This is a genomic window from Cyclobacterium qasimii M12-11B (genome assembly GCF_000427295.1).
Classification (GTDB): Bacteria; Bacteroidota; Bacteroidia; order Cytophagales; family Cyclobacteriaceae; genus Cyclobacterium; species Cyclobacterium qasimii.
Genome location: NZ_ATNM01000139.1, coordinates 36,604 through 62,716, shown reverse-complemented (window position 1 = coordinate 62,716; position 26,113 = coordinate 36,604). Strand labels below are relative to the sequence as shown.

At 37.8% G+C, this 26,113-nt stretch carries 20 protein-coding genes and 1 tRNA gene; 8 read left to right on the top strand and 13 right to left on the bottom strand.

The window, feature by feature from the left end; all coding sequences use genetic code 11:
* Positions 1–35 precede the first annotated feature (35 nt).
* Positions 36–1,520 carry a sodium:solute symporter family protein gene (locus tag ADICYQ_RS17520; protein WP_040416930.1) on the top strand — a complete coding sequence of 495 codons (1,485 nt, stop codon included), beginning with the start codon at positions 36–38 and terminating at the stop codon, positions 1,518–1,520.
* A gap of 320 nt (positions 1,521–1,840) precedes the next feature.
* Here the strand turns inward: ADICYQ_RS17520 and ADICYQ_RS17515 are convergent, their stop codons facing one another.
* A complete protein-coding gene (locus ADICYQ_RS17515; protein ID WP_020891134.1) occupies positions 1,841–2,500 on the bottom strand; it encodes an MCP four helix bundle domain-containing protein in 660 nt (219 codons plus the stop codon).
* Positions 2,501–2,650: 150 nt separating this feature from the next.
* Positions 2,651–4,687, bottom strand: coding sequence for a tetratricopeptide repeat-containing sensor histidine kinase (locus tag ADICYQ_RS17510; RefSeq protein WP_152520500.1), 2,037 nt, complete (start codon positions 4,685–4,687; stop codon positions 2,651–2,653).
* Between the two features lie 1,246 nt (positions 4,688–5,933).
* On the opposite strand from ADICYQ_RS17510, the gene pgi reads away from it, so the two are divergent.
* A complete protein-coding gene (pgi, locus tag ADICYQ_RS17505) occupies positions 5,934–7,580 on the top strand; it encodes a glucose-6-phosphate isomerase (protein WP_020891131.1) in 1,647 nt (548 codons plus the stop codon).
* Positions 7,581–7,739: 159 nt separating this feature from the next.
* Here pgi and ADICYQ_RS17500 read toward each other — a convergent pair whose 3' ends face one another.
* A complete protein-coding gene (locus tag ADICYQ_RS17500; protein WP_020891129.1) occupies positions 7,740–8,870 on the bottom strand; it encodes a DegT/DnrJ/EryC1/StrS family aminotransferase in 1,131 nt (376 codons plus the stop codon).
* A gap of 164 nt (positions 8,871–9,034) precedes the next feature.
* On the opposite strand from ADICYQ_RS17500, the gene ADICYQ_RS17495 reads away from it, so the two are divergent.
* On the top strand, positions 9,035–9,883 hold the full coding sequence (locus ADICYQ_RS17495; protein ID WP_235114787.1) for an alpha/beta hydrolase: 849 nt from the start codon (positions 9,035–9,037) through the stop codon (positions 9,881–9,883).
* A gap of 1 nt (position 9,884) precedes the next feature.
* Here ADICYQ_RS17495 and ADICYQ_RS26225 read toward each other — a convergent pair whose 3' ends face one another.
* Positions 9,885–11,555 (bottom strand): hypothetical protein, encoded by a 1,671-nt coding sequence (locus tag ADICYQ_RS26225; protein ID WP_020891127.1) that lies wholly within the window; start codon positions 11,553–11,555, stop codon positions 9,885–9,887.
* Positions 11,556–11,787: 232 nt separating this feature from the next.
* Here ADICYQ_RS26225 and ADICYQ_RS17485 point away from each other — a divergent pair, with 232 nt between their 5' ends.
* Together ADICYQ_RS17485 and ADICYQ_RS17480 are read left to right on the top strand one after the other, a co-directional pair.
* Positions 11,788–12,024 carry a hypothetical protein gene (locus ADICYQ_RS17485; RefSeq protein ID WP_020891126.1) on the top strand — a complete coding sequence of 79 codons (237 nt, stop codon included), beginning with the start codon at positions 11,788–11,790 and terminating at the stop codon, positions 12,022–12,024.
* Between the two features lie 118 nt (positions 12,025–12,142).
* The gene (locus ADICYQ_RS17480) at positions 12,143–12,814 is read left to right on the top strand and encodes an FAD-binding oxidoreductase (RefSeq protein ID WP_020891125.1); all 672 of its coding nucleotides are present in this window, start codon (positions 12,143–12,145) and stop codon (positions 12,812–12,814) included.
* A gap of 57 nt (positions 12,815–12,871) precedes the next feature.
* Here ADICYQ_RS17480 and ADICYQ_RS17475 read toward each other — a convergent pair whose 3' ends face one another.
* Positions 12,872–13,264 (bottom strand): DUF302 domain-containing protein, encoded by a 393-nt coding sequence (locus ADICYQ_RS17475; RefSeq protein WP_040416925.1) that lies wholly within the window; start codon positions 13,262–13,264, stop codon positions 12,872–12,874.
* Between the two features lie 178 nt (positions 13,265–13,442).
* Entirely contained in the window at positions 13,443–14,087 is a 645-nt protein-coding gene (trhA, locus tag ADICYQ_RS17470) for a PAQR family membrane homeostasis protein TrhA (RefSeq protein ID WP_020891123.1), read from the bottom strand.
* Between the two features lie 465 nt (positions 14,088–14,552).
* On the opposite strand from trhA, the gene rimO reads away from it, so the two are divergent.
* Both rimO and ADICYQ_RS17455 read left to right on the top strand, forming a co-directional pair.
* Positions 14,553–15,863: a 30S ribosomal protein S12 methylthiotransferase RimO gene (gene rimO, locus ADICYQ_RS17460; protein WP_020891121.1), complete on the top strand. Its 1,311-nt coding sequence runs from the start codon at positions 14,553–14,555 to the stop codon at positions 15,861–15,863.
* A gap of 57 nt (positions 15,864–15,920) precedes the next feature.
* Complete coding sequence (locus ADICYQ_RS17455) at positions 15,921–17,081, top strand: hypothetical protein (protein ID WP_020891120.1); 1,161 nt, start codon at positions 15,921–15,923, stop codon at positions 17,079–17,081.
* A 291-nt stretch (positions 17,082–17,372) separates the two neighbouring features.
* On the opposite strand, the gene ADICYQ_RS17450 is transcribed toward ADICYQ_RS17455, so the two are convergent.
* From ADICYQ_RS17450 to ADICYQ_RS17435, 4 genes are all read right to left on the bottom strand, one after another.
* Complete coding sequence (locus ADICYQ_RS17450; RefSeq protein ID WP_040416920.1) at positions 17,373–20,951, bottom strand: T9SS type A sorting domain-containing protein; 3,579 nt, start codon at positions 20,949–20,951, stop codon at positions 17,373–17,375.
* Between the two features lie 236 nt (positions 20,952–21,187).
* Positions 21,188–21,261, bottom strand: a tRNA-Ala gene (locus ADICYQ_RS17445).
* A gap of 42 nt (positions 21,262–21,303) precedes the next feature.
* Positions 21,304–21,924: a recombination mediator RecR gene (gene recR / locus ADICYQ_RS17440; RefSeq protein ID WP_020891118.1), complete on the bottom strand. Its 621-nt coding sequence runs from the start codon at positions 21,922–21,924 to the stop codon at positions 21,304–21,306.
* A gap of 12 nt (positions 21,925–21,936) precedes the next feature.
* Positions 21,937–22,224: an ATP-dependent Clp protease adaptor ClpS gene (locus ADICYQ_RS17435; RefSeq protein ID WP_020891117.1), complete on the bottom strand. Its 288-nt coding sequence runs from the start codon at positions 22,222–22,224 to the stop codon at positions 21,937–21,939.
* A gap of 53 nt (positions 22,225–22,277) precedes the next feature.
* Between ADICYQ_RS17435 and ADICYQ_RS17430 the strand changes: the two genes are divergently transcribed.
* Positions 22,278–23,732 (top strand): sodium:solute symporter, encoded by a 1,455-nt coding sequence (locus ADICYQ_RS17430; protein WP_020891116.1) that lies wholly within the window; start codon positions 22,278–22,280, stop codon positions 23,730–23,732.
* A 151-nt stretch (positions 23,733–23,883) separates the two neighbouring features.
* Here the strand turns inward: ADICYQ_RS17430 and ADICYQ_RS17425 are convergent, their stop codons facing one another.
* From ADICYQ_RS17425 to ADICYQ_RS17415, 3 genes are all read right to left on the bottom strand, one after another.
* Positions 23,884–24,573, bottom strand: coding sequence for a sugar transferase (locus tag ADICYQ_RS17425; RefSeq protein WP_020891115.1), 690 nt, complete (start codon positions 24,571–24,573; stop codon positions 23,884–23,886).
* A gap of 321 nt (positions 24,574–24,894) precedes the next feature.
* Positions 24,895–25,233 carry an MGMT family protein gene (locus ADICYQ_RS17420; protein ID WP_040416918.1) on the bottom strand — a complete coding sequence of 113 codons (339 nt, stop codon included), beginning with the start codon at positions 25,231–25,233 and terminating at the stop codon, positions 24,895–24,897.
* On the bottom strand, positions 25,217–26,101 hold the full coding sequence (locus ADICYQ_RS17415; protein ID WP_020891113.1) for a mechanosensitive ion channel family protein: 885 nt from the start codon (positions 26,099–26,101) through the stop codon (positions 25,217–25,219). Before ADICYQ_RS17415 ends, ADICYQ_RS17420 begins: the two co-directional genes overlap by 17 nt.
* Positions 26,102–26,113 lie beyond the last annotated feature (12 nt).

The window sequence follows — 26,113 nt, the reverse complement described above, 5'->3', positions numbered from 1 at the left end:
TACCCCTGAAATAATCATTTAAAAAAGTAAAAAGAATGGATTTACCCCTTATTGATCTCGTTGTATTTTTGTCATATATGTTGGCCATTATCCTTTTTGGAGCCTCCTTTTACTTTAAAAAGCGATCCGCAGATGACTATATAACGGGAGGGGGACGACTGCCTTCCTGGGCTATAGGAATGTCTATTTTTGCTACTTTCGTAAGTAGTATTAGTTTTTTAGCCCTTCCAGGAAATGCCTATTTGTCCAATTGGAGCGGATTTGTCTTTAGTTTATCCATACCAATTGCGGCAGTTTTAGCGGTCAAGTTTTTTGTACCGCTTTATAGAGGGATCAAAAACCCTTCGGCTTACTATTATCTGGAAACTAAATTTGGGCCATGGGCCAGAACTTATGCCTCCATTTGTTACTTGCTAACACAATTGGCCAGAATGGGTGCCATTATGTATTTGTTGGCTTTGCCAATGAATGTAATGTTTGGATGGAGCATTCCTGTTATTATTATCATTACAGGAATTAGTGTACTGATTTATTCGATTATGGGTGGTTTTGAGGCCGTTATCTGGACGGATGCCATTCAAGGGATCGTTTTGATCACTGGCGCGCTGGCTTGTCTATTGATCATTATGTTTTCCATGCCAGAAGGACCTGGGCAGGTATTTACCATAGGAGCTGAACACGATAAGTTCAGCTTAGGAAGTTTTGGATTCAGTTTATCGGAGGGTACTTTTTGGGTGATATTGGTATATGGACTTTTTATCAATCTTCAGAATTTCGGAGTAGATCAAAACTATGTTCAACGCTATTTAAGTGCTAAATCAGATAAAGAGGCTGTTAAATCTACTTTATTAGGTAGTCTTTTGTATGTGCCAGTATCGCTTCTGTTTTTCTTTATTGGTACAGCGCTTTTTGCTTATTACCAGGCAATGCCTGAATTGTTGCCAGTGGAATTTAGAGGTGTAGATCAGGCAGACAAGGTTTTCCCTTATTTTATCGTTAGCGGTTTACCTGTGGGAATGACAGGATTGCTTATAGCTTCCATTTTCGCTGCTGGTATGAGTACTATTTCTACTAGTATCAATAGCTCTGCTACTATTATTCTTACGGATCATTATAAGAAGTATATTTCTCCAGATATAAATGGGAAAGGTGAAATGAGGGTATTGCTTTCCTCTTCATTTGTAATGGGGGTGTTGGCCATTGTAGTAGCAATAGCATTTAACGGTGTCAAAAGTGCATTGGAAGCGTGGTGGGCTTTATCTGCTATATTTAGTGGCGGTATTCTAGGTTTGTTTTTGCTCGGTTTCATTGGTAAAAATATCAAGCAAAAATATGCGGCCATTGGTGTTGCACTTGGAGTATTGGTCATTGGCTGGATGAGTTTGTCTCCGGTAATTTTAGAAGAAGGTATGCGCTTTAGAAGTACCTTTCATGCCAACCTTACCATTGTATTTGGTACTGTTGTCATCTTCTTAGTAGGGTTTTTACTTTCAGCTATAGCCAATAAAAAAAGCAAATGACCAGGGGTTAATGGGTAATTGCAGATTTGAAAACATTGATAGATGACATTTGTTTTGGCGGTATTGTTGCAGAAAAAAGCAGCAATGCCGCCAATTTTTTTTCATGTTGTCCTTACTATAACTAGGACCGGTTTTTCGATATTTCACTACGGTAGAGAGCCAGTGAAAAAACGATTGATTTGACAATCAACCAAACTATACCTTCAACCAGATAGAATACAGATTATGTGTAAGAGGGCATTGGTTTTGTAGCAGGAGAGCCTGTAGGAAAATAAAAAAATCCCTCAACTTAAGGTGTTACCATTATCTTAATTGGGTAATCAAGGCTTGATCTTTTCTCCATCTTTAAATCCTCTCGAGGAATAGATGAGCATGCTTATGATAATTAGTAATATGAAGAGTACCGCATATTCAAATTGTAACCATATGTCAGATCTGGCTTTGATTCTATAGCTTAGGTTGGCAAGTTTTTTACCTTCCAATAACTGGATTTTAGACAATTCCCTCAAATCGTTGAATACCCGCTCAAAATCCGAATTGAATCTCAGGACACTGTTTTCATAGTTTTTTTCAGAGGTTTCCAGGTTACTAAAATAACTTTGAATTTCTAGCTTTTCTGATACCAACTGCTTAAAATCATTGAGGTATTGTTCCTCTTTGGGCGTAAGATAGGTTCGTTCAAAACCTGTTATAATGGCTAAAATCTGTTCATGATAGTCTATCACTTGATTTTTGACAGCCAAATATTGTTCTATGGATTCGGTATTGGCCACCACCAATCGCATTCTAAAAAGTAGTTCGGTTATATTGAAAATATAGTCTTGAACGACCAACCTGTCTTCATACACAGTAACAAAAGAAGCTTCTAATTCGTCCACATTGCTTTTATCCACGAGGCTTTTCGCAAAAATGAGAAACAAAATGAGAATTAAGGCAATGGCTATTTTTGTTTTGAACGAGAAGAAGGTTTTTCCTTTCATATTTCCTTAATTAAATTTCACTTTAAACAATGACCAAATATTTTTACTTTTTAGTTGATAAGTAAACCTACTTTATCAATTAATGTTCAGACTATTAAATAAGGTATTAAATTCTAATTTACCAACCAAAGAGAAAATTATTATTATCCCTTAGAAATAAGCTGAAGGGAGGGTGAAACGGACTTCTGTGCCTTTTCCTAATTCACTATAAACCTTTATTTCTCCCCCGTTTTTTGTGATAAAATCTTTTGAGAGTTGTAGCCCTAAACCTGTTCCTTTTTCACCTTCTGTGCCATATTGCCGCTTTCCCCCAATTTCATTAGTGAAAAGGTTACTAAGGGCCTCCTCGGACATGCCAATGCCGTTGTCCTTAATAGAAATTTCCCAAAAATCCTGACCATATTTCTTACTTGAAACAATTATACTCCCACCTTTGTGGGTGAACTTTAAGGCGTTATTTAAAATATTTCTTAAGGCGAGATTTATTTGATCTTTGTCGGCAAAACAAATTGTGTTTTCTTCCAATTGATCAATGATCTTTATCTTTTTCCCTTCAGAAATAGGTAGGTTTAAGTTGATGTTCTCTTTTAATATTTTATGCATTGAAAATGCGATAGGATCAGTTACTATCCCTCTCATTTGTCCTTTTGCCCAGTTTAGTAAATTGGTGAGGGTAAAATGAACTTGTTCTACCTCATTTCTCAATTGAGTAGAGACCATTAAGAATTCCTCTTGATTCAACTTTTCATCCACCACATATTGCATGAGCCCTTTTAGACTATTTATTGGACTTTTTAGGTCGTGACCAACAATACTGAATAGCTTGTCCTTGGTTTCATTGACTTGAAATAGCTGATTCGTTATTTTTTCATTTTCACTTTTTTGCTGTAACAACCTTTTGTTTAAATTCTCAAATTCATTTTTCTGTCGGGTCACAAGTGCCTTGGCTTTTATTTGGGTTTTAACAGACCTTATTGCCAGCAAAAATGCAATCAGTAAAATAACAAGAATGACGGTAACACCATTTCGGATGTTGCGCTCCATCTTTTTTTCGTTAAGAAGTTCTTTTTCCTTTTGACTTTGACGTAGTTCGGCTTCTTTTTTATCAAATTCATACTTTGAGCTAATCTCCTGAATTTGTTTCTCAGTTTCCAAATTGATTACACTGTCCTGGTATAATTTGTGCAATTTGAAATGGTGCAGCGCCTGCATGCCATTGTTTTCCATTTCATAAGCTTTGCTCAACAGTAAATGACTTTTATCGATGTTGCTCTTGATATCGCTTTCTACAAAAATATTTAGGCTTTCATTGATGTTTTTCTTGGCCAGCCTTAAACTATTCAAATTCAATTGGGCTTCTCCAATTCCAAGTAAGTCGAATCCGATACCAACACGGTCTCCTCTTTCTTTGTCGACGAGCAATGCTTTCTCAAAATATTCAAGCGCTTCTTTAAAACTTTTTTTAGTCAATAAGATTTCTCCGATATTAAAATAACTTACGGAAATAAGCTGCCGGTTATTCATGTCAATCCCTAATTCAAGTGCTACATTGAATTGGTTAATGGCCTCATCCAATTGTCCTTTTTCTTTGTTAACAAGAGCGATGTTAATCCTTGAAGAGGCTATGCCTGTTTTGTCTTTAAATTCTTCTCGGATCTTTAGTGCTCTGGTATGGTATTTCAAGGCCTTGTCCAAATCACCAAAGTCCATAAACACCAAGCCTAGATTATTAAGTGTTTTGCTTTGGTCTAGTTTGGAGAGATGTTTCTCCTTTATTTCAAGAGCCTGTAAATAATAATTTACAGCAGCTGTGTAATCACCCCTTTCGTAGGTGTTTAGCCCCATGCTATTGTAGATGTTTGCTAAGCCTAACCAGTATTGTTCTTTTTCCGCAATGGATAAGCCTTCCTTGAAAAAGCTCATGGCATGATTGTATTCACCTTTGATATTGTGATAAGCACCAATGTTTCTATAGGCATCTACCAGACCTTTATTGTAGTCTATTTGCTCACTCGCTTTCAGACTCTTCATTGCCAACAAAAAGGTGCTGTCTGGATTCCGGTTGTAATACAATTCACCTAAACGGTTCAGTTGATCTATATAATCAAAAGTAGGGATGAAATTCTCTTGGTTTTCAATGGCTTGTAATTGTTCAATCTGGCTTTGAATTGAATTTGATTGAGCCAACAAAATATGCGTAGCAAATACTACTGTAAAAGTGACAGAAGCAGAAAAAATAATTTTAAATTTAAAAACGCAGTCAAAGGTTTTTGGTTGTTTTAGTGTTCAATAGTCTTGATATGACTCCAAGTATCTTGAAAATTAATTCGATATTGGTTATTGCTTTTTTTAAATTATCTTTTACTGTTAATAGGGGAATTAAAGACCCAATTAACCAATTATATTAATATAATAGAATTATACTTAAATTAATGGGTTTCAGTTCTTTTATTCCTGCGATTTGAAACAAACAATGAAAGGAAACAAAGCACTACCTTGCTTAGTACCCAGCCTTTCCAACATCTAAACATGTAGGTAAGCCTAATGTTTCAAGTCGGGTTATCCATTAGCATTCGCATAACCAGTTCCAATTATTTTTGTAAAGTAGTGTAATCACCAATTCGAGCTATGCTTGACTACTTGATAAATTATTGCTTCGAATAGTAGAAAAGCTATTGCATAATTTGGGTTTAAGTACTTTTAGTATAAACGTCCCCTTCAAATCTTATTCTTTCCTTATGTTGGTTAGGAGGGTTTTCTAGATTTTTTAGAGGGATTACAAAGTTATCGCTAAAATATTAATTATCGAATATTAATTGATGGATTTTATAGGGGTTAAACTGGTTTTTTGTTTTGTTTTATAAAATCACCAGTTATTTGAATGTGTTGTACTGATTGTTAAACGTTTATGCTGATTGTTTTGATCTGGTCAAATAACGTTTTAATTGTTGGTTTTATGGTGTTTTTATAAAAAATTACACGAAAGAATTACGAAGAAGTATTGTTTTTCTAATAATTGTCGCGACTTTGAAATTGATACTCCGGATCAATGCCTTCTTTTAGTTTCAAGACCAATTGTGCTTGTATTCAAGTAGCTTTAGCTGGGATTATACAATAGAATTTTGAATTCTCTCAAAAGCGATTTGATCTTTTAATCAGAAGGTTTAAGGCTTATTTTAGTGTAAAATAGTTACTTGCCTTTTTACCAATATGCTATAATTGGATCAGAGACAGCACTTTTATTCCCTCAGGTGAAAGCAATTCTAACAAGGAATAAAAGGATGTTTGTTTTTATTGATTTAAGCAGCTCTTTTCCAGTTGTTATAAAAGCCTGAGATTTTTTACGAATATAAAAGTAGGTAAGTGAATTACTTTTTTAAATGCTTGAAATTTATTTTTAGCTTTAAGGTTCAAAATTGAATTTATAAACACAATGAAAAATACCAACCCCACCTCTACTGAAGCCTGGAAAAAGCTAACAGACACCGACGCAAATTCTTTGGTAATGAAATCCTTGTTTGAAGAGGACCCTCTTCGATTCGAGAAATTCAGCGTTCGTTTCAAGGATATTTTGCTTGATTATTCTAAAAATAGAATAGATGATAAAATTCTTTCTTCGCTTTTCGATTTGGCAAATCAAACAGATCTCAGAGGAGCCATTGAAGACATGTTTGTTGGAAAACCTATCAACGGGACAGAAGGAAGGTCTGTATTACATACAGCATTGAGAAACAGGTCCAATGTCCCGGTGTATGTAGATGGAAAGGATGTGATGCCAGATATCAATGCCGTGTTGGACAAGATGAAGACTTTTTCTGAGAAAGTTTCCAAAGGAGTTTGGAAAGGTTATACGGGTAAACCCATTGAATCTCTTGTAAATATAGGTATTGGAGGGAGTGATCTTGGTCCTGTTATGGTGACAGAAGCACTGAAGCCTTACCAGCATTCACATATTAAAACACATTTTGTTTCTAACGTGGATGGTTCTCATATTACGGAGGTCTTGAAACAAGTGAATCCTGAGACTACCTTGTTTTTTATAGCCTCTAAAACTTTTACGACTCAGGAAACCATGACAAATGCACATACTGCAAGAGATTGGTTTTTAGAACAAGCCCTAAATGAAGCGGAAGTAGCCAAGCATTTTGTCGCTCTTTCTACGAATGGAAATGCCGTCAGTGAATTTGGTATTGACCTTGATAATATGTTTGGATTCTGGGATTGGGTAGGAGGAAGGTATTCCTTATGGTCTGCCATAGGTTTGACCATCGCTTGTTCTATAGGATTTGATAATTTTAGAAAACTGCTGGAAGGTGCCCATGACATGGACAAGCATTTTAGAACGGAAGCATACGAAAAAAACCTACCAGTCCTTCTCGCGTTAATTGGTATTTGGAACACTAATTTCCTAGGTGCTACCTCGGAGACTATTCTTCCTTACGATCAATACATGCATAGATTCCCTGCTTATTTTCAGCAAGGAAACATGGAAAGCAATGGAAAGTATACAGACAGGGAAGGAAACAAAGTCAACTACTCAACAGGTCCAGTCATTTGGGGAGAGCCTGGAACGAATGGGCAACATGCGTTTTATCAATTGATTCATCAAGGTACTCAATTGATACCTTGCGACTTTATTGCGCCTGCCCAAACACATAACCCGGTAAGTGATCATCATTCTAAGTTAATGTCAAATTTCTTTGCACAAACTGAAGCTTTAATGAATGGTAAATCCCTTGAAGAGGTAAAAGAAGAAATGAAGAAGGAAGGGAAATCTCCTGAAATTATTGAAAAAATTGCGCCACATAGAGTGTTTGAAGGGAATAGGCCTACCAATTCTATTTTGGTGAAAAAGATTAACCCTTCGACTTTAGGTGCTTTGATTGCCATGTACGAACATAAGATATTTGTTCAGGGTGTGATTTGGAACATTTTCAGTTTTGACCAGTGGGGTGTTGAGTTAGGAAAAGTCATGGCAAAATCAATTTTGCCTGAATTGAAATCTGAAGAGGTGGTAGCCTCTCATGATTCTTCTACAAATGGATTGATCAATGCATTTAAAGCGCTAAGAAAAGATTAAACTGAATTAGTTAATGGCGTACTATTGACTGTTTCAAGTTAAATTCATTGCCAATTCCTGTCTGAACTGTTCTCCAGTGAGGCAGGAATTGGCTTTATTATCCCTGTGATTTTTTCATTTTGGATAAGTGGGGTTGATTGCGCTTTGAGAACAGAGGCCTCACTTTCCATCCCAATTATTGATTGCCTCAATAATGTATTTAATTTCTGTTTTCTTTAAGATAGGGTTAAGAGGGATACTCAGCGTTTCTTGATGAATTCTCTCTGTTATTGGCAATTCCCCAAAATCTGTTTGGCGATAAACGGGCTGAAGGTGCGGTGGAATGGGGTAATGGATGGCTGTTTCAATCCCCATTTTGGAGAGGTGTCGAATTAGGTTTTCCCTTTTTGGAACCAATAAAGTGAACAAATGCCAGGTATGCGATAAAGGTTGATTTTGCTCAGGAGCTTTCGGAAGGGTCAGGTGAATTGAGTCGATCTCATGGAGGTAAGTTCCCGCTATTTCATTTCTAAAGCGGTTGCTTTTATCCAAATAAGGGAGTTTTATATTGAGTACACCTGCCTGAATTTCATCCATTTTTGAATGCGTACCCAAGTACTCGAATACATATTTCTCTTTGCCCCCATAATTGCCCAATGCCCTGATGGTGGCGGCAAGTTCAAGGTCATTGGTGGTGACGGCCCCGGCATCTCCTAAGGCCCCCAGGTTTTTGGTAGGATAAAAACTATGCGCTGCAGAATGGCCTAGTGCACCAGTTCTATTTCCATTATAAATACTTCCAACCGCTTGAGCATTGTCCTCAATTAATTTGAGGTTATTTTTTTCTAAAAGCTGTTTTATCTCTTCGCTTAAAGCATTTCTGCCAAACAGGTGAACCAATAAAAGCGCTCGGGATTTTTCAGTGATTTTTTGTTCAAGGGAAGAGGCACAAATGTTGAAAGTAGTAGGGTCCGGTTCAACAGGGACTGGAACCAACCCCTGATTGGAGATGGCAAGGAAAGTGGCAAAAAAGGTATTGGCCGGAACAAGGATTTCATCCTTTTTTTCTAAAATACCCATCACCAAATAAGCCTTTAGAATCAGCTCAAGGGCATTGGTGCCATTACCTAAGCTGATACAGTGTTCTGTACCAATATAGTGCGCAAAGTTCTTTTCAAATTTCTCAGAAATTTCTCCATTGACAAACTGACCACTTTGACTGATCTCTAAAAGCGTCTCAGTGAGTTCAGGCTCAAATCCCTGATTTATAGCTTTTAAGTCCAGAAACTTTATAGCAGAATTTTCAATCATTTATTTACAACTTGAATTAAGACACGAAAATAATTAACTAGGAAGGATTGATACTATTATTTGAAATAAACTCAATAAAAAACTACTATTATTTACCTTTAGGCATTTCTAAGAATGGTCTGCATTGGTTGATTTCCCGTATATTAGGTTAAATGGATACTAAAATGCGAATACTTGTTTACTGTTTTCTCTTGTTTTTGTGTGGGGCCTGTTCTTTTAGGGGGATTACTGTTTCGGAGAACATTACTTATATGGAAGAAGGTTACCTAGGTGAATTGCCTGAAAAAAGGTTAAACATTTTTAGGCCTAAAAAAATTAAAGAAGCCCTCCCTGTCTTGGTATTTATCCATGGAGGTAGCTGGAGGTCAGGATCTAAAGAACAATACAGCCTCATAGCGCGAAGGTGGGCCAGGAGAAATATCGTTACGGTCATAATTGATTATCCCTTAAGCCCTGAATACAAAATCCATAGTATGGGAAAAGCTTCTGCGAAGGCTTTGAATTGGGTGGAAGAGAATATTGCGGATTTTGGGGGAGACCCGGAAAAGATAGTAGTTTCAGGGCATTCTGCAGGTGGCCATTTGGCAAGCCTTATTTCTATTCGGGATGAATATTTCGATAGTTTGGGAGTTAAAAACCCAATTGCAGCGACTGTTTTAATCGATGCAGCAGGATTTGATATGTACCATTATTTTAAGGAGAAAAACAATGCACCAGGGACTTCTCATTTGAAGACCTTTACCGACTCACCTGAAGTGTGGAAGGATACCTCTCCGATCTATTTTTTACATGACAATATGCCCCCAATGCTAATTATGATGGGCGGAAAAACCGAAGAGAGTATTATTGAAGGTACCCATAGGTTTATAAAGGAATACAAGAAATTTGAGCCGGAGCCTAGTTTTAAAGTGCAGAAGAGCAAAAGGCATATTCCTATGATGCTTCAAATGGTCTATACACCTGGTAGAGGATTTAGATGGGTTACTAAATTTGTTAAATCAGTGGGTGAGTAAATTAAGGGCGAAATTGGGCAGCAATCACTTTTTTGTCAGCCCTGTTTATTCCAATAAGTCCACCAGTAAAAGGATCCAATGCAATTCCCTGGCCTGTAAATGGTGCTTCATATTGTTGCATGAAGTTTAAAATTTCGCCGTTTTTAGGTAGGGTAACATAATACAATATTTTTTCATCGTGGCCTGTGACTAAAAAACCTTCTTTCCAAGCCACCCCTCCAGAAATGCTCATTTTACCCATCTCCTCAATTACTGATTCGGGAAAGGTCCATTTTTGTAAAATCTCCCAATTATCATTCATTCTGGCTAGATAAGTGAGGTGATTGTTTTCACCATAATAAGCGAAGAGTGCATACCAATGGCCCTTGTTTTTAACAATCCAGGTAAGGCTACCTTCACTTTTCCCCAGATTTATCGTTTGTTTTAATGCGAGTGTTTTGGGGTCAATTAGGCGAATACTACTGCTGTCTGGCTGGTTTGGATAGTTGGAGTGGGCACAATAGAGAAGGCCTTCACTCAGGAATCCACTGTTCAAATGTTTGGTGTTTGGGTAGCTTTTGGAAGCGATTAATTCACCCGAAGACCTGTTGTATTTACTAATAGAATGATTGTTTATCGCAAAGACATGTTGTTCAGTAGCTGCTGCTGCTTGTCGGGCATCCGGAGAAGGCCACTCCTGTATTGTTTTCCAGGTTGTGGATTTTGGGGCAGAAGTGGTGAATAAATTGATGGTGGTATTCTTTTCCAAATGATAAGGAGCTGCCGCCAATATCAGACTGCCAGATACAGCAATATTTAAACCCGCAGCGGCTTTAAAGTCTACCGAAGTGTTGGTGTCAAATACCTTAGAATTTATTTTGGTGATTTTAGCGGATGAGGACGCTAGTTGAAGGTGAAATAAGTCTGCAACTTGTTCTCCTTCATCATTCTTGGCGGTACCAACCATGTACAGTTGGTCTTTCTGGTCCGAAAACAAATTCAAGTTTTGATAAGATAACCAGTATGGATCGGACCATTTAGTTCTGGATGGGCCTTTTACTTCTATAGCACTTTTGAAAGTGAATTTTCCTTTTCCAGCATAAAAATCCTGCTCAGGACAGGAATAAAAGTCCAGGACCCGACTGTCCCAGTTGGCAACCAAAATCAATACTTGACCTTGAAAAGCAGTAATGCCCACTGCTCCTGCTGTAACCCGTTCGTAATCCCCTTTTCGTTCTATGGTATAGATGGGTTTATCAAAGGGGTTTTCCGCTTCTAAGTTATACACTTGTAGATATGCAAGGTTCCTTTTTTTATTGTCTTCAATGCCAACAGCCAGGTACTGATCAAAAATTTGGAATCCACCGGCATGGCGTAGTGGAGCCTTCATCAGTGTATCGATAGATACAACCTTGGATTGTTCCCCCAGTTCCATTTTTACCATATAACTCAAGTCTTCTGAGCTTCCGCTTAGGTAAGCAGTATGGTCTTTGTATAGCTGGATGCCTTGAAGGTGGCCTCCTTCTGCATTGTAAGAGATATTATTGGTTACCAAAAAGGAAGCTGGCAAGGTATTTAAATCTTCAAAGGCTTTCGTAAAATCTGTGATTTTGATGGAATCGGTGGTCGTTTTTGAAATAGGCAATGGCAAAACTGTGAACCAATGGAGCAGGATGGTAAATAAAATGGTCATCTCAAGTATTTTAATTTCGGGTTAAATTAAGGGCTAAGAAAGACAATCACAATCAAAACTTTCAGATTGTCCATAATAGTTTGTGTAAAGGAAAATCACCTTAATCCATTAAAGGTTAACTGTTCGTATATAGTTTGAACTTAAGATGAAATAGAAAGGTAAACCTGCTTCTTTAGGGTCAATTTTTAAGAAGAAATAGATCGAAATTCAACTAGATTAAATTTTAGGAATCATGAACTGGAAAAAATGCTGGCTTCTCCCATTTGTATATTTGCTTCTGGTAAACGATTTGACCATTCAGGATTTTGCTTTCCAAGAGGTTGGAAAAGGAATGGAGCCATTTGCATTACAGCCTTTCTCAGAACAAGAAAATGTAGTTTCAAATGGCCTTGATTTAGAAGCTTTGTGGGACTTTTTTGCTTACGAATCTGGAGGAGATGCCATAGAATTAGATGATTTTGTTTACTAATTTATTAGGTTGAATAATAAAATAAAGCTAATTTTTAATAAAATTAATACTAAAATAGATTCTGGATTAATGTTTGTGGTTAATTGAACAGTTTATTAACCATAAAACCTAAAGTCCTATGGAGCCTTATCAATTAAGTATTTTAGATAAAAGTTCAGTCACGCACGATACCTTTGCTTTCAAAATAGAAAAACCCAAAGGTTATTCTTTTGTGCCAGGGCAAGCCACTGAATTGAGTTTATTGAAAGAAGGTTGGGAGGATGTAAAGCGACCATTCTCCTTTACAAACCTTCCCAAAGACGATTTTTTAGAGTTCACCATTAAAACTTACGAAGATCATGAAGGGGTGACCAAAAGGTTAGCTAATGCTCAAGTGGGAGATAAAGTGGAAATAGGGGATGCCTGGGGAGCCATTTCCTACAAGGGTGATGGCGTATTTTTGGCAGGGGGCGCTGGAATAACCCCATTTATTTCCATTTTTCGAGACTTGCGACAAAAAAATCAGATTGGCAAAAACCAATTGCTATTTGCCAATAAAACCAATGATGATATCATCCTTTTTGAAGAATTGAAGTCCATTTTAGGACATAAATTTCAAAATATCATCGAGCATCAGAAAGACAGTGCATACGACCGCGGAAGAATTGACAAAGATTACCTTAAGGAGAATATCAACGATTTCAAGCACCAGAACTTTTACGTATGTGGTCCTGAGGGGTTTATAAAAGCGGTCAATAGCGCTCTAAAAGAATTAGGAGCAAGTCCCGAGGCTTTGGTTTTTGAAAAATAAATGACCGTATAAAGAGAAAGAGAAGGAGATTTCTGATAATAGAAATCTCCTTTATTTTTATTTTATAGCTTCAATCGCTTTAGCCAACTTTTCTTTAACCTCTTTGGCCAGGGGTTTGATTTCCTCTTTTCCTACCGGAACCATGGCGGCCTCAGGATCGATGGCTGAGACCTCTATTTTGCCATTTTCAAGTTCTCTTATCGTTACATTACAAGGCAACATGGCAGACATATTTGGGTCTATGGTCAACACTTTGTCTGCAAAACCAGGATTACAAGCACCTAATATCACGGTCGGTAAATAATCCTTGTCCAATTTCTTTTTCATGGTAGCTTGAATATCTATTTCCGTAAGCACACCAAACCCTTGTTCTTTTAGGGCTGCAGTTACCTTTTCTTTTACTCCTGAAAAGGATTGTGCTTCGAGTGTTTTGTTCATATAATATTTCATAGCTGTTTCATTTATTGGTTCAACTATAAAGCTACACATAGATTGGGCCAAAGACAGTGATCTTTGTTACATATTCGGGTTATTATTTATCTTAAATGCCAACTTATGTGGATAAGTGATCATTTCTGCCCATTATTTGTTTTGAAACTCCGACAGCTTTGTTGGGCGCTGAAATCTTCTAGGTAATCATAAACAGTATGGCAATGAAATGTAAAACCGTACCAGCAAGAACAAAAACATGCCAGATGGCGTGGGCGTAAAGCATTTTTTTATTGGCATAAAAAACAGTGCCTATGGTATAAGCCAAACCACCAGCTGCAATCAGGTAAATGATTTCTGTACTCAGGTTGGCCACCAATGGCTTTATAAGAAGCAAGGCCATCCAGCCCATTCCCAGGTACAGGATAAGTGATAATTTTTCAAACCTGCCGATAAAGAATATTTTAAATACCAAACCCAATAGGGTGATGGTCCATACAATTCCGAAATAAACCCATCCCAAGGTGCCACCTAAGCCAATCAATAAAAATGGGGTATAGGTGCCAGATATCAAAAAGTAAATACTAATGTGATCAATGCTTCGCAAAAGGGGCTTTAGTTCATTGGACTGTATGGCATGGTAGAGGGTTGAGGAGGTATAAAGCAATAACATGGTGGCGCCAAAGATACAGCAACTGACCACATGTAAGGCAGTGCCATTTAAAACAGAAAAAACGACCAAAAGAGATATGGCAACAATGCTAAAAAGAATACCAATCAGGTGCGTGACCGTGTTAGCAAACTCTTCCTGTATCGTTTGTTTTCTTTCTACCTGTCCAGCCATTTCAGTATTTTAATAGTATTTCAGTAAATATCGGCTTTTTACCTCAATATTTCGGATGGATAGTACCTTAAATCCGTAGACTTCTTTAATCAATTGGTTCCTATCGAGATAAAACCTTTCAGGTTTCACTCGGCTAATTTTAACATCAGGCTGGTTATCCGCAAAACCTGGAAGGTTTGCGAATTTAAGGTAGCAAGTAAATTGGGTTTCTCTGGCGGATACTTGGTACAAAAAGAAAAAGGCCTCGATTTGTATCGTGGCCTTTTTAAAAAATTACAAGGAGTAATAAAAAAATTGTCGCTGTATTACTTATTCAAAAGTAGGCTTTTCCCGTTTTAATAAAGACGAACAGAGATTAAGGATTCTTTACATAATATTTCAGTCTTTAATAATTCAATAACATTGCGCTAAAGGCGAGATGTATAGAATGGTTGTCAGCGTAATTTTGTACTTTTGCAGGAAGATATGAAAGCACGAACCTTAAAAAAAGATAAAGTCAATATCATCACCATGGGTTGTTCCAAAAACCTTGTGGATTCTGAAGTGTTGCTTAGCCAACTAAAAGGAAATGGTATTGATGCCCGGCATGAATCAAATGCTGAGGACAATAATATAGTAATTATCAATACTTGTGGATTTATAGACAATGCCAAGCAGGAATCTATCAATACCATTTTAGAGTATGCTGCTGCAAAGGATCAGGGCTTGGTGGACAAAGTATATGTCACAGGATGCCTTTCTCAAAGGTATAAGGATGATTTGGAGTTGGAAATCCCTCAGGTGGATGCCTTTTTTGGAACCAGAGAGCTTCCGGCATTATTGAAGAAATTTAAGGCGGACTATAAGCATGAGTTGGTAGGTGAACGTCTACTTAGCCATGCTTCGCATTATGCCTACATGAAGATCTCCGAAGGCTGCGACAGACCATGTGCCTTTTGTGCCATTCCATTAATGAGAGGTGGGCACGTTTCCCGTCCAATAGAGGAATTAGTGAAAGAGGCCAAGCACAAAGTAGCTGGTGGAACCAAAGAAATTCTTTTGATCGCCCAGGATTCTACCTATTACGGTTTGGATCTTTATAAAAAACGAAGACTTGCAGATCTTTTACGCGCACTTTCTGATGTAGAAGGATTAGAGTGGATAAGGTTACATTATGCTTACCCTACAGGTTTTCCGATGGATGTGCTGGAAGTGATGGCGGAAAGGGACAATATTTGTAATTACCTGGATATTCCTTTGCAACATGGTTCTTCAGAGGTGTTGAAAACCATGAAAAGAGGAACAACCCGTGAAAAACAAGAGGCACTGATCAACGAAATCAGAAATAAAATCCCTGACATTGCGATAAGGACTACACTTATCACTGGTCATCCAGGCGAAGGAGAAGCGGAGTTTGAAGAAATGGTGGACTTTGTAGAGCGCATGCGTTTTGAACGCTTAGGTGTTTTTACTTATTCTCATGAAGAGGATACCCATGCTTACGGTTTGGAAGACAGTGTTCCTCAGGAAGTAAAGCAGGAAAGAGCCAATCGTTTGATGGAGATACAGGAACAGATTTCTTTTGAACTTAACCAAGAGAAAATTGGGAAGGAATACAAAGTTCTTATTGATAAGAAAGAAAATGGCAAGTTTGTAGGGCGTACAGCTTATGATTCTGTAGAAGTGGACAATGAAGTATTGATAGATGCTAGTAAGTATTACTGTAGGCTAGGAGACTTTGTAAATGTGAGGATTACTGAAGCGACAGAATTTGACCTTTACGGAGAAGTCATTTAAGTCCTTAATGTTTTAATTACCATTTTATTTATTTATAAAAAAGCAGAATTTATACCCATGTATTTACAGGAAGTCACTACCTCAGCACATCAAAAAGAATTTTTTCAAATGGCAGTGAGGCTGTACCAGAACGAGAAAAACTGGATCAGACCCCTGGACAAAGATATCGAGGACCTTTTTCATCCAGAAACCAACAAACTGTATAAAAGTGGAGGGAAATCCATTCGTTGGTTATTGATAGATGATCAGGGCAAAACCATTGGCAGAAATGCTGCCTTTATCAATCCCAAGTGGAAAGAGAAAATCCCAACGGGAGGAATGGGGTTTTTCGAATGTATAAATGACCAAAAAGCAGCTTTTATGTTGTTTGACGTGGCGCGAGAATGGCTGGAAGCTGAGGGCATGGAAGCCATGGATGGACCGGTTAATTTTGGTGAACGGGACAAATGGTGGGGTTTATTGGTAGATGGATTTTACCCTGCCAATTACAATATGTATTGGAATTTCCCTTATTATCAAGCGCTTTTTGAAGCCTATGGGTTTCAAATTTATTTTAAACAATTCACCTATAGCAGAAATGTTAGAGGAGTAGTTGTAGACCCGAGAATTAGGGAAAGGTCATTGAAAATACTACAAAACAAGGATTTTGAATTCAGGTGTCTTAAAGGTGATGAGCTTTGGGAGAAATTTCCTGAATACTTTATGACTGTTTATAACAAAGCTTGGGCAGGACATTTGGGAAAAACCATTTCCGTAAGAGAAGCAAAATTAATGCTCTCTAAAATGAAACCTATCATTGATCCTTATCTCATTTATTTTGGATTCTTTAAGGGAGAGCCGATTTGTTTCTTTATTAGTATTCCTGAAATCAACCAGCTTTTTAAATATGTCAATGGTAAAATGGATTTTATTGGTAAAATGAAATTCCTTTGGCACAAGACTTTCAACCCACCAAATAAAATGCTGGGCTTGGTATTTGGTGTAGTGCCGGAATTTCAGGGTAAAGGAGTGGAAAGTGCTATGGCTACTGACTACAGAGACAATATAGCCGAAAAGAAATTGCCTTATAAGACCATAGAAATGAACTGGGTAGGGGACTTTAATCCTAAGATGATGCGGGTTTGTGAGCAATTAAACGCAACGATCTTCAAAACACATCATACTTATCGTTATATATTCGACAGAACTGTTCCTTTTGAGAAACATAAAGTGATGTAAAGATTCCTTTTCCCATATCTGTGGGCAGACGATACACTCATATATTAAAAAGGGCTGAGAGTTTTAAAACTCCCAGCCCTTTTTTGCTTTACAATTGAACTGAGTTCAGCCAAATTTGAGGTTTCAACTTTATTGGCTTATAGGGGTGTGGTCCCTTCGACAGGCTCAGGGGCCGCACTTTCGATAAGCTCAAAGATCGTGTCAGGTGGGAATTGTACCCGCCCAGCAAAGTGGGACTGCTTCACGCCCTACGCCTTATGGCATACTGGAAAGGTTAGCAATTTAACCATCTTATTGTTTAATGAATTTTTGTTGGCCTTTAAAACTCGAGTTTTCTAACTGAATTAAGTAAGTACCGTCCTTTAACCCACTTAAATCCAGGTCTTCGGTAGAAGAGAAGGCTGGTAGGTAAAGGGTTCTAATTGGCAAGCCGTCTAAACGGATGATAGCTATTTTTGTGATTTCTGTAAATTCTTGAATTAACCTTAAGGTACTTTTACCCTGTGTTGGATTTGGTGACAGGACAAACCTATGAGGGATGTCTATTGACACCATATTTGTTTGCACCTTATTAACACCTAATTCAGCTCGAGTATGGTAAGTTCCAGGGTCAAGACTGGCTAAATCTGCTTTCCAAAGGAGGGCTGACTCCTGAATCCAGTCAATGGAAGGATCCATAAGCGGTGTTTGTTCATTAATAAGCGTAATTTCCTCAGGGCTTTTTAAAGGGACATTTGTGCTTAGCCTCAATTCAACCGCTGCTTCATTCTTTATCATTTTTAAATTCCCTTCCATGGGGATGGTTGCTCCATTTTGAATGGAATTCCCCAATTGTATCAGTAAAGGCTTGGAAGAAAGGGGTAAAGTAAGTTTGCCATTGGCATAAGGAAGTGTCACGTTTTCTCCATTTGGAGAAATCCCTGACAAGTACCAGGCATCTTGAGCTGGGAAATCAACTGGAAGCTGATAATTAACAGCTAATGAATCATCTCCAGCGACAGGTCTCCAGGCAACAAGGTGTGTCAATTCTCCTTCTTCATTTCGCAATTGATAAATGTATGCCTGATCATCTTCCTTGATCACGTCCTCAAAATAAAGGTTTCCCATTCTGTTTTGCATGGCTTCAACAGCTGTAAATGCACGTTTTTCCTGGAAACCAAAGTGTCCTGATTCGGTCAATCCAGATCGCTGATAGTTTATCGGGTCTATACCTGCAAGGGTGTCTACATTGGAGAAGAAGTACCAATGCGCTTTGTCTACCCCCATTCTGCTTAACCAGAACAAGCCACGTAGCGCATAAACTGCTTGTGAAATAGGGCTTACGGCTTCTGTATTGATAGCTGTTTCATTTTCACTAGAGGCATCCCATCCCCATTCGGTAACATGCACTTCTTTACCAGGCATATTGGCATCTCTAAAACGCAATCCTGAAAACAATGCCCTCATCTCTGATCCTGGATGCTCTGGGTGGACGGCTATTCGATCACCTTCAGTATTTCTATAATAGCTGTAGAGGTGTAAATTAATACCGTCAAGGTAAGGTGCTGCTGCTTCATGCAGTTTGGTGCCCATATAATTTTTTTGTCCCCCATTGGTTATAGGGTGTGATGCTTGAAGTGCGGCAGGCAATACTTTTAGCATGGGATCAGCGGTCTTTAATCCCTGAGCTGTTCCTTCCAAAATTTTGCGGTAGGTAGAGTCACTGTAATCCCAAGGCTCATTACCTACTTCTACTGTTCGGATAAGGTTTTCATGACTCGGTCCAAAAGTGCTGGCAAAAGCATGTCCAAGTCCATAACCTGAAGCAAAGGGTTGGTCCCAAACGGATTCTAAAAACCTATCAAAGGTGAAAGTGGCATCCACTTCAAACCCTTTGTCTATCCAATCTTTGTATTCTCTGGTCCACTGTGTCCAGGGGCGCAATACTTCTGGATTTTCTCCTCCATAGGATGGTGTAATGTCAGGATCAGCAGTATCCCAATGAATGTTATGGTAATTCCTGGCTTGGCTGGCAGCTCTGATAAATTTCTGAGCTCCTTCATCCGGTCCCTGTAAGTTGGGGACCTTTTTTGTTCCCCAGGCCCATACTGTATTAACGCCAAAGAGTTTGCCAAAACTTGATGTTTGAGGTTTTGGAGCAGGTGGTGGGCCATAGCTCCCGAATTCATCATATACTGTTAACTCTTGAACGGTGGCTTTTTTATAGTTAATGTCTACCAATTGCTGTTCCAGCCGAATGAATCTGGTTCGGTTTCCCTCTGGAAGTTCAATATTATGAATGTCCAAGGAATTGGGATCAAGTTCTGCCACCAAAGACAAGCTATCAAGAGTTGGTCCAACCCATAGTTTAGAAGTTAAGGCTGTATTGTTACCATTCCATTGTTTTGCCGCAATTCGAGAAACAGGCTTGATCTCATTCAAATCTAAGGTTACGAATTCTGACAATGGGTCTGAATAGGCAGCGATTTCCTGAATAGCAAAAGGTGCACTTGAAGACAAGGAAACGGAGTTTACTTCGTCCATCTCTATTTGAAACCTTACATGGCCTACATTTGTGTTTGTATAGGTGGTTCTCAAGGTGTCGCCCTGTAAGTTGCTTACCAGAATATTTACAGGCTCAAGATGATTGTTCACCAATCGTAAGCCTAATCTATGTATCCTAACAGGGGTTAAATTTAGTGAGAAAGTTGCCTCTCCATTTATGAGGGTAAGAGAAGGGGTGTTGTTGCCTAGATTTCCATCCGTAGCATTGACCATGCTTGCACCATTGCCTGCTATTCCATTTTCATTCAGGAAAATATTTTGTCGGGAATTACTAACGTAAGCATCTGGAAGAGGATTGGAAGAAAGCCAGGCGGTGGCATTGTTTTCGTCCATTATTGACTCAGGCCCATTTTGAGAATTACTGGCCGATGAACTTGCATTTACTGTGGCAGCTTTAGACAAGGTAGGGTACAAACCTGCATCTGGATCCCAGGTAGTAGTCACAGGGTCTGGTTCAGGGATTACAGGGTCTGGTTCTGCAATACTGTCTCCATAGGCTTCAATCTCAAATACGGTAACTTTTTTGTAATCCTCGGGAATTACCGTGTGTTCTATACGAAAATACCTGGCTACTATTGGCTCAACAAAGGAGGTGCTAATAAATGCAATCTCACTTGGTTGAAGCGCTGCGATTAAATCAAGACTGTCTGGATGGTTTCCAGCAAGAAGTTGTGTAGCAGTGGCATTGTTGTTTCCAGCCCAATGCTTGGTTTTAAGCTCACTTACAGCGAAGCTATCGCCTAGATCTAGGGTGATAAATTCCTTGGGTAGGTCCTCTAATATGGCAATATTCATTAGGGTAAAGGAAGCATTACTGCTGAGTTTTATCTTCTCAATATTGACCAGGTCAACCTCAAATCGAATATTGTTGTAATTCTGAGAAGGTAAAAATTCTTCGCTGCTAACGATTCCTAAACTATCGTAGAAGGTTATGGTAACCTTTTCCTGTAGCCCATTGATTTTTAGTCCTAGTAAATAAATGTCTTCCGGAGAGGAAAAATTAATAAAGGCTTCAGCAGGTAATGTAATGGTTGGTGAGTAGGAATTTGATGTTTCTGGATAAATATTGCTTAGTTCAATACGATTAGACTGTAGTATTAAATTCTGATAAGCATTGTTGTAATAATTTGTGGGGAAAGGATTGCTGGACACCCAGGAGGTGTTTTGTAATCCGTCGATTGCATTGTTTAAATCAGATTGAGGAGCCGTAGAGCTTGCGGTGAGATCCCCTATGAGCTGGTGGGTATCATCTTGCGCATGTGAAGCAAACGTTGTGCAAATGAAAACGATTAATAGAATGAACTGGTTTTTAAGATAAGAAGGCATAATCTTTCATTTAAATTTCCAATAAAAAACAGGAGTCTCAAAAAATATCACCATTGGAAGGAGAAATATTTTAGTTATAAAAAGAGTGCAGCAACAAAAAAGCTGATGACAACAAAAATAATATGGTTACAACCATACGCAAATATGGGTGGAATGTCTTACAATAATTATATATAGCTTGAAAAAGTTCCAAAAATAAAAAAAATAGGTTTACAACTAAAGTTGTAAACCTATTGTGGAGGATAACGGATTCGAACCGATGACCTCTACACTGCCAGTGTAGCGCTCTAGCCAACTGAGCTAATCCCCCAAAACGGAGTGCAAATATAGGTAGGTATTTTAATTCATCAAATTATTCCGCAGAATATTTTATGCGTGTTAAGATACTTCTTCCAAGTGTAATCTCGTCAGTGTATTCCAATTCACTTCCTACAGGTATTCCTCGGGCAATTGAACTAATGTTTAATCCTTTGTCTTTTAATTTTCTCGTGATAAAAAATGAGGTGGTATCTCCCTCCATAGTGGCAGGTAAGGCTAAAATGATTTCTTTTACCTGTACATCATTTGAAGGATTATCTATCCGCTTAAACAATGTTTCTATTTTTAATTCGTCCGGTCCGATTCCTTGAATAGGGGATATCACTCCTCCTAATACATGGTAAAGCCCTGAGTATTGGTTGGTATTTTCAATTGCCAATACATCAGGAAGGTCCTCTACAACGCAAATAACACTTCTGTCACGTTTGTGACCTTCACAAATACTGCACACTGATTTGTCTGAGATATTATGACATATCACACAGTATTGAATGTTTTTCCGAAGGTTTATTAGCGCATCCGTAAGGGCTATCGTTACCGGCTCTTTTTGTTTGAGCAGATGCAAAGTAAGTCGTAATGCTGTTTTTTTTCCGATACCTGGAAGTCGGCTTATTTCCGATACAGCATCTTCGATTAATTTGGAAGGGAAATTCAATTAAGGTTTAATTTATAAAATTGAAGCCTGTATGCCAGCATCGAGGATGGACTCACACATAGGTTTAAGTTTACTTACACTGCCTTTTTTTACAGAACACTTGCCTTTATAATGAATGATCATCGTGCATTGTTCTGCTTGTTCTTGAGAATGTTTGCAAACCTTAATTAAAACCTTGGATACATGATCGAACGTGTTAACGTCGTCATTAAAAACCACCAAATCATGCTCTTCCTGGTCAACCAGTTCCTCTACTAGTAATTCTTCTTCGGATTCAAATAAATGTTCTAAAGGTTTCATTTTGCAAAGTTAATAATTTATCCCAATTTTAATGCCCTTTAGCCAAAAGCATTATGGACTCAAATCTTGTATTAATTGTCATAACATCTTATTTTTTATTGTTGTTCCTAATCTCATGGTTTACTTCAAGAAATTTAAAATCTGATACGTTTTTCACAGGGGATAGGCAATCCCCATGGTTTTTGGTGGCATTCGGAATGATTGGAGCTTCCCTTTCGGGGGTGACTTTTATTTCGGTTCCTGGTGAAGTAGGGAACAGTAATTTCTATTATTTCCAATTGGTATTGGGTTACACGGTAGGTTATGCCGTGATAGCAAAGGTTTTACTCCCTCTCTATTATAGGCTTAATTTGGTGTCAATTTATTCCTATCTGGAAGGAAGGTTTGGGTTTTGGTCTTATAAGACTGGAGCCTTTTTTTTTATACTTTCTCGCGTTCTGGGATCTTCTATAAGGGTTTTTTTAGTGGCCGGGGTTTTACAAGTAATCTTGTTTGACAAATGGGGGGTGCCTTTCTGGGTTTCCGTCTTGATCACCGTGACATTAATTTGGCTATATACATTCAGAGGAGGTATTAAGACAGTGGTCTGGACAGATACTTTGCAAACTTTCTTCATGCTTCTGGCAGTTTTTGTCAGCATCTTTTTGGTTTCCAAAGAGCTTGGAATTTCAGGAATAGGTGATTTAATGGTCAAAGTGGCAGATCAACCTTATTCCAAAATATTTAACTGGGATTGGAAAAGCGGGACCAATTTTTTCAAACAATTTTTCTCGGGGATGTTTATAGTCATTGTAATGACGGGGTTGGATCAGGACATGATGCAGAAAAACCTGACTTGTAAAAATCTAAAAGATGCACAGAAGAACATGTTTTGGTTTACCAATATCCTGGTAATCGTCAATCTGATTTTCTTAGCCTTGGGCGTTTTATTGTACATGTATGCCGAAACAAATCAAATCGCCCTGCCTGAACGTACAGATGATTTGTATCCATTATTGGCAACCTCTTATTTTTCCACTTTTACTGGAATTGTTTTTGTTTTGGGTATTACCGCTGCAGCCTACAGCAGCGCAGATTCCACCCTTACTGCGCTAACAACTTCTTTCTGCTACGATTTTCTGGAAATAGATAAGAATCCTGACAAGGATAAAGCGCTTTCTACCAGGAAAATGGTTCATCTTGGCTTTACTTTTTTGATGTTTTTAGTGATTCTTACCTTCCGCTGGTTAAACGATCAGAGTGTAATCAATGCGGTTTTCCTTATTGCTGGATATACCTATGGACCATTACTTGGCCTCTATTCCTTTGGGTTATTTACCAAGTATAAAGTTAAAGATAAGTGGGTGCCTCTTTTGGCTGTATTGGCCCCATTGATCACTTTTCTCGTTTCTTCGAATTCAGAGACATGGTTCTGGGGGTACAAATTCGGCTTTGAATTACTGATATTGAATGGTTTGTTAATGTTCTTAGGCCTGTGGTTGGTAAGAAGAAAAAATACAGAAGCTTGATAGTTGTCCATTACAGTTATTTTCCCTCAGATAACCAATGTAAGTTTAGTGCTGAAGTAGGAAACTATTGAATACTTTAAAGAATCACTTTTGAAAAATGATTTTATCTGCCTGTCATTTCACAAATTCTCATGTAAAGAATTGATGTTTTTTAATAAGCTTTTCCTTTGTCTAAGAGCAAAGAATAAACCGTCCATATTATGATTTTAATGTCCAACATAGGGGACCAATTGTTCACATAGAAAATATCCAATTTGCACCTGGAATAGATGTCATAGAAATCTTTCGTCTCTCCTCTAAAGCCCTTGGCTTGAGCCAAACCTGTAATTCCTGGCTTGACGGTGTGACGATACATGAAGTTGTCAATTTCTGCAGAGAATTTATAATTCATCGGCATTGCGTGCGGGCGAGGGCCTACAATTGACATTTCTCCTTTTATAACATTTAAAAACTGAGGCAATTCATCCATACTTGATTTCCTTAAGAATTTACCAATCCAGGTAATTCTAGGATCATTTTTTGTGGCTTGCTGCGTATCTGCCTGGTCATTGATATACATTGTCCGAAACTTGTAACAAAAGAAAGGGACATTGTCCTTTCCATGTCTTAGTTGTTGGAAAAATACTGGGCCAGTTGATGTCAATTTTATAATGATTCCAATCAAGGGGAAAAGCCAGGAAAAAACGAAGACCATTAAACCTAAACTCAATGTAACATCAAAAATTCTTTTGAGCATTTGTTGAGATTCATCAAACATCGCTACAGGAAAGATTTTCAGATATTTCCCTTTCGTATTGATTGATTTGACGACTGGTTTTCGCTCGGTAATAGTGGAGGGCATACTAGTGTTTTATTTAAACCGTTCAAAAGGTTAGACATCAAATAACCATTATCGTGCCACAATAGTTGTAAATTGAATTTTGTCTTTTGAAAAATGAAGTTCAAAACTAAAATAAAGGATTTTAATTTCCTAATAAAATCGCTAATGGTATTGTTTTGAGTGAATTTGTTGATTATTTATTAACTGATTCATAATATTACACCTATAAAATTATGAAAAACACATTTAAATGAATTAATATCAATATTCGGAGGGCTTATTTAGATTAAATGTAGTTTTTATATATAAAACAGGTTGTGAATGCATTGTCTTTCAAAGGCTTTAAAGGCTCAATGATGATTCTGGATCCCAGAATAATTTGTCAAAATCGATGATTGAATCGTTTTTGACATTTATGCCTTCTTTTTCAAGAAGATTTTGCATTAGATCAGGTGTTGGGAAATGATTTTTACCAGTTAAAAGTCCCATTCTATTGACTACCCGATGTGCTGGGACATCTTCCAAACCGTGCGCTGCATTCATTGCCCAGCCAACCATTCTAGCGCTTCCTTTGCTTCCCAGGTAAGATGCAATAGCTCCATAGGTAGTTACCCTACCATAGGGGATGAGTTTTACCACCTGGTAAACTTGCGAAAAGAAGTTGTCATTTGTTTTCTTCACCTGTCAGGTTTATTATTGATTGGTTGATTATACGTTGAATTTTCTTTTCTGATTCCCTGGATTGGCTGTTGAGCTGGACTTGAAGTTTCATCCGAACAATGTCTTTTCGAATATCAAGGGCTTTTAAGGAAAGGCTACCACTGTGGACTTCTTCTTTATAGGGCGTTATAATTTTCTTTAATTTATTCTCCATTTCATCCACGTTCAATCTCGAGTGATTGGTGGTTTCAAAGTCAAAAGTAAGCTTTCTTATATTTTGTCGACTGTAATTCACCACATTGGCAGTGAGAATTAGGCTGTTGGGAACCATTACCAAGTCATAGTCATCATTTAAAAGTACGATATTCAGTAAAGTGATGTCTTGTATTTTCCCTTGATGCTCTCCAACTTTAATATAGTCACCTAGCGTTATTTGATCTGAAAACATGATAATCAGACCATTGAGCATATTGATAATATAATCCCTGGACAGGAGTGCAATGGCAGCAGCTACAATGGTGATACTGGATAGAAATTCTTTTGGATCAATGTCGAAGAAGACCATGATAGCGATTAAAAATATAATCACATTCAGCAAACTCGCAATTCTATTAATTCCTAATACAAAATTACTGTGTAGAGAGTTGATTTTCTTTTTTCTCAAATAAAATCTGACCAAAAATATTCTTCCGAGGGAAACCAGGATATTTCCTGAAAGAAGGAATGCCAATGCATCTACGATGTTGTAAAGCTTAGAGAATAATATATTTTTATCCGGTTCTATGGTTTCTTGAAGCACAAGAAAAGTGAAATAAGCAAGTACCTTCAAAACAAATATTATTCGTTTTCTTCGCTCATTAACCTCAATATTGCTTTTCCCCGTTTCCATTACTATTTTAAA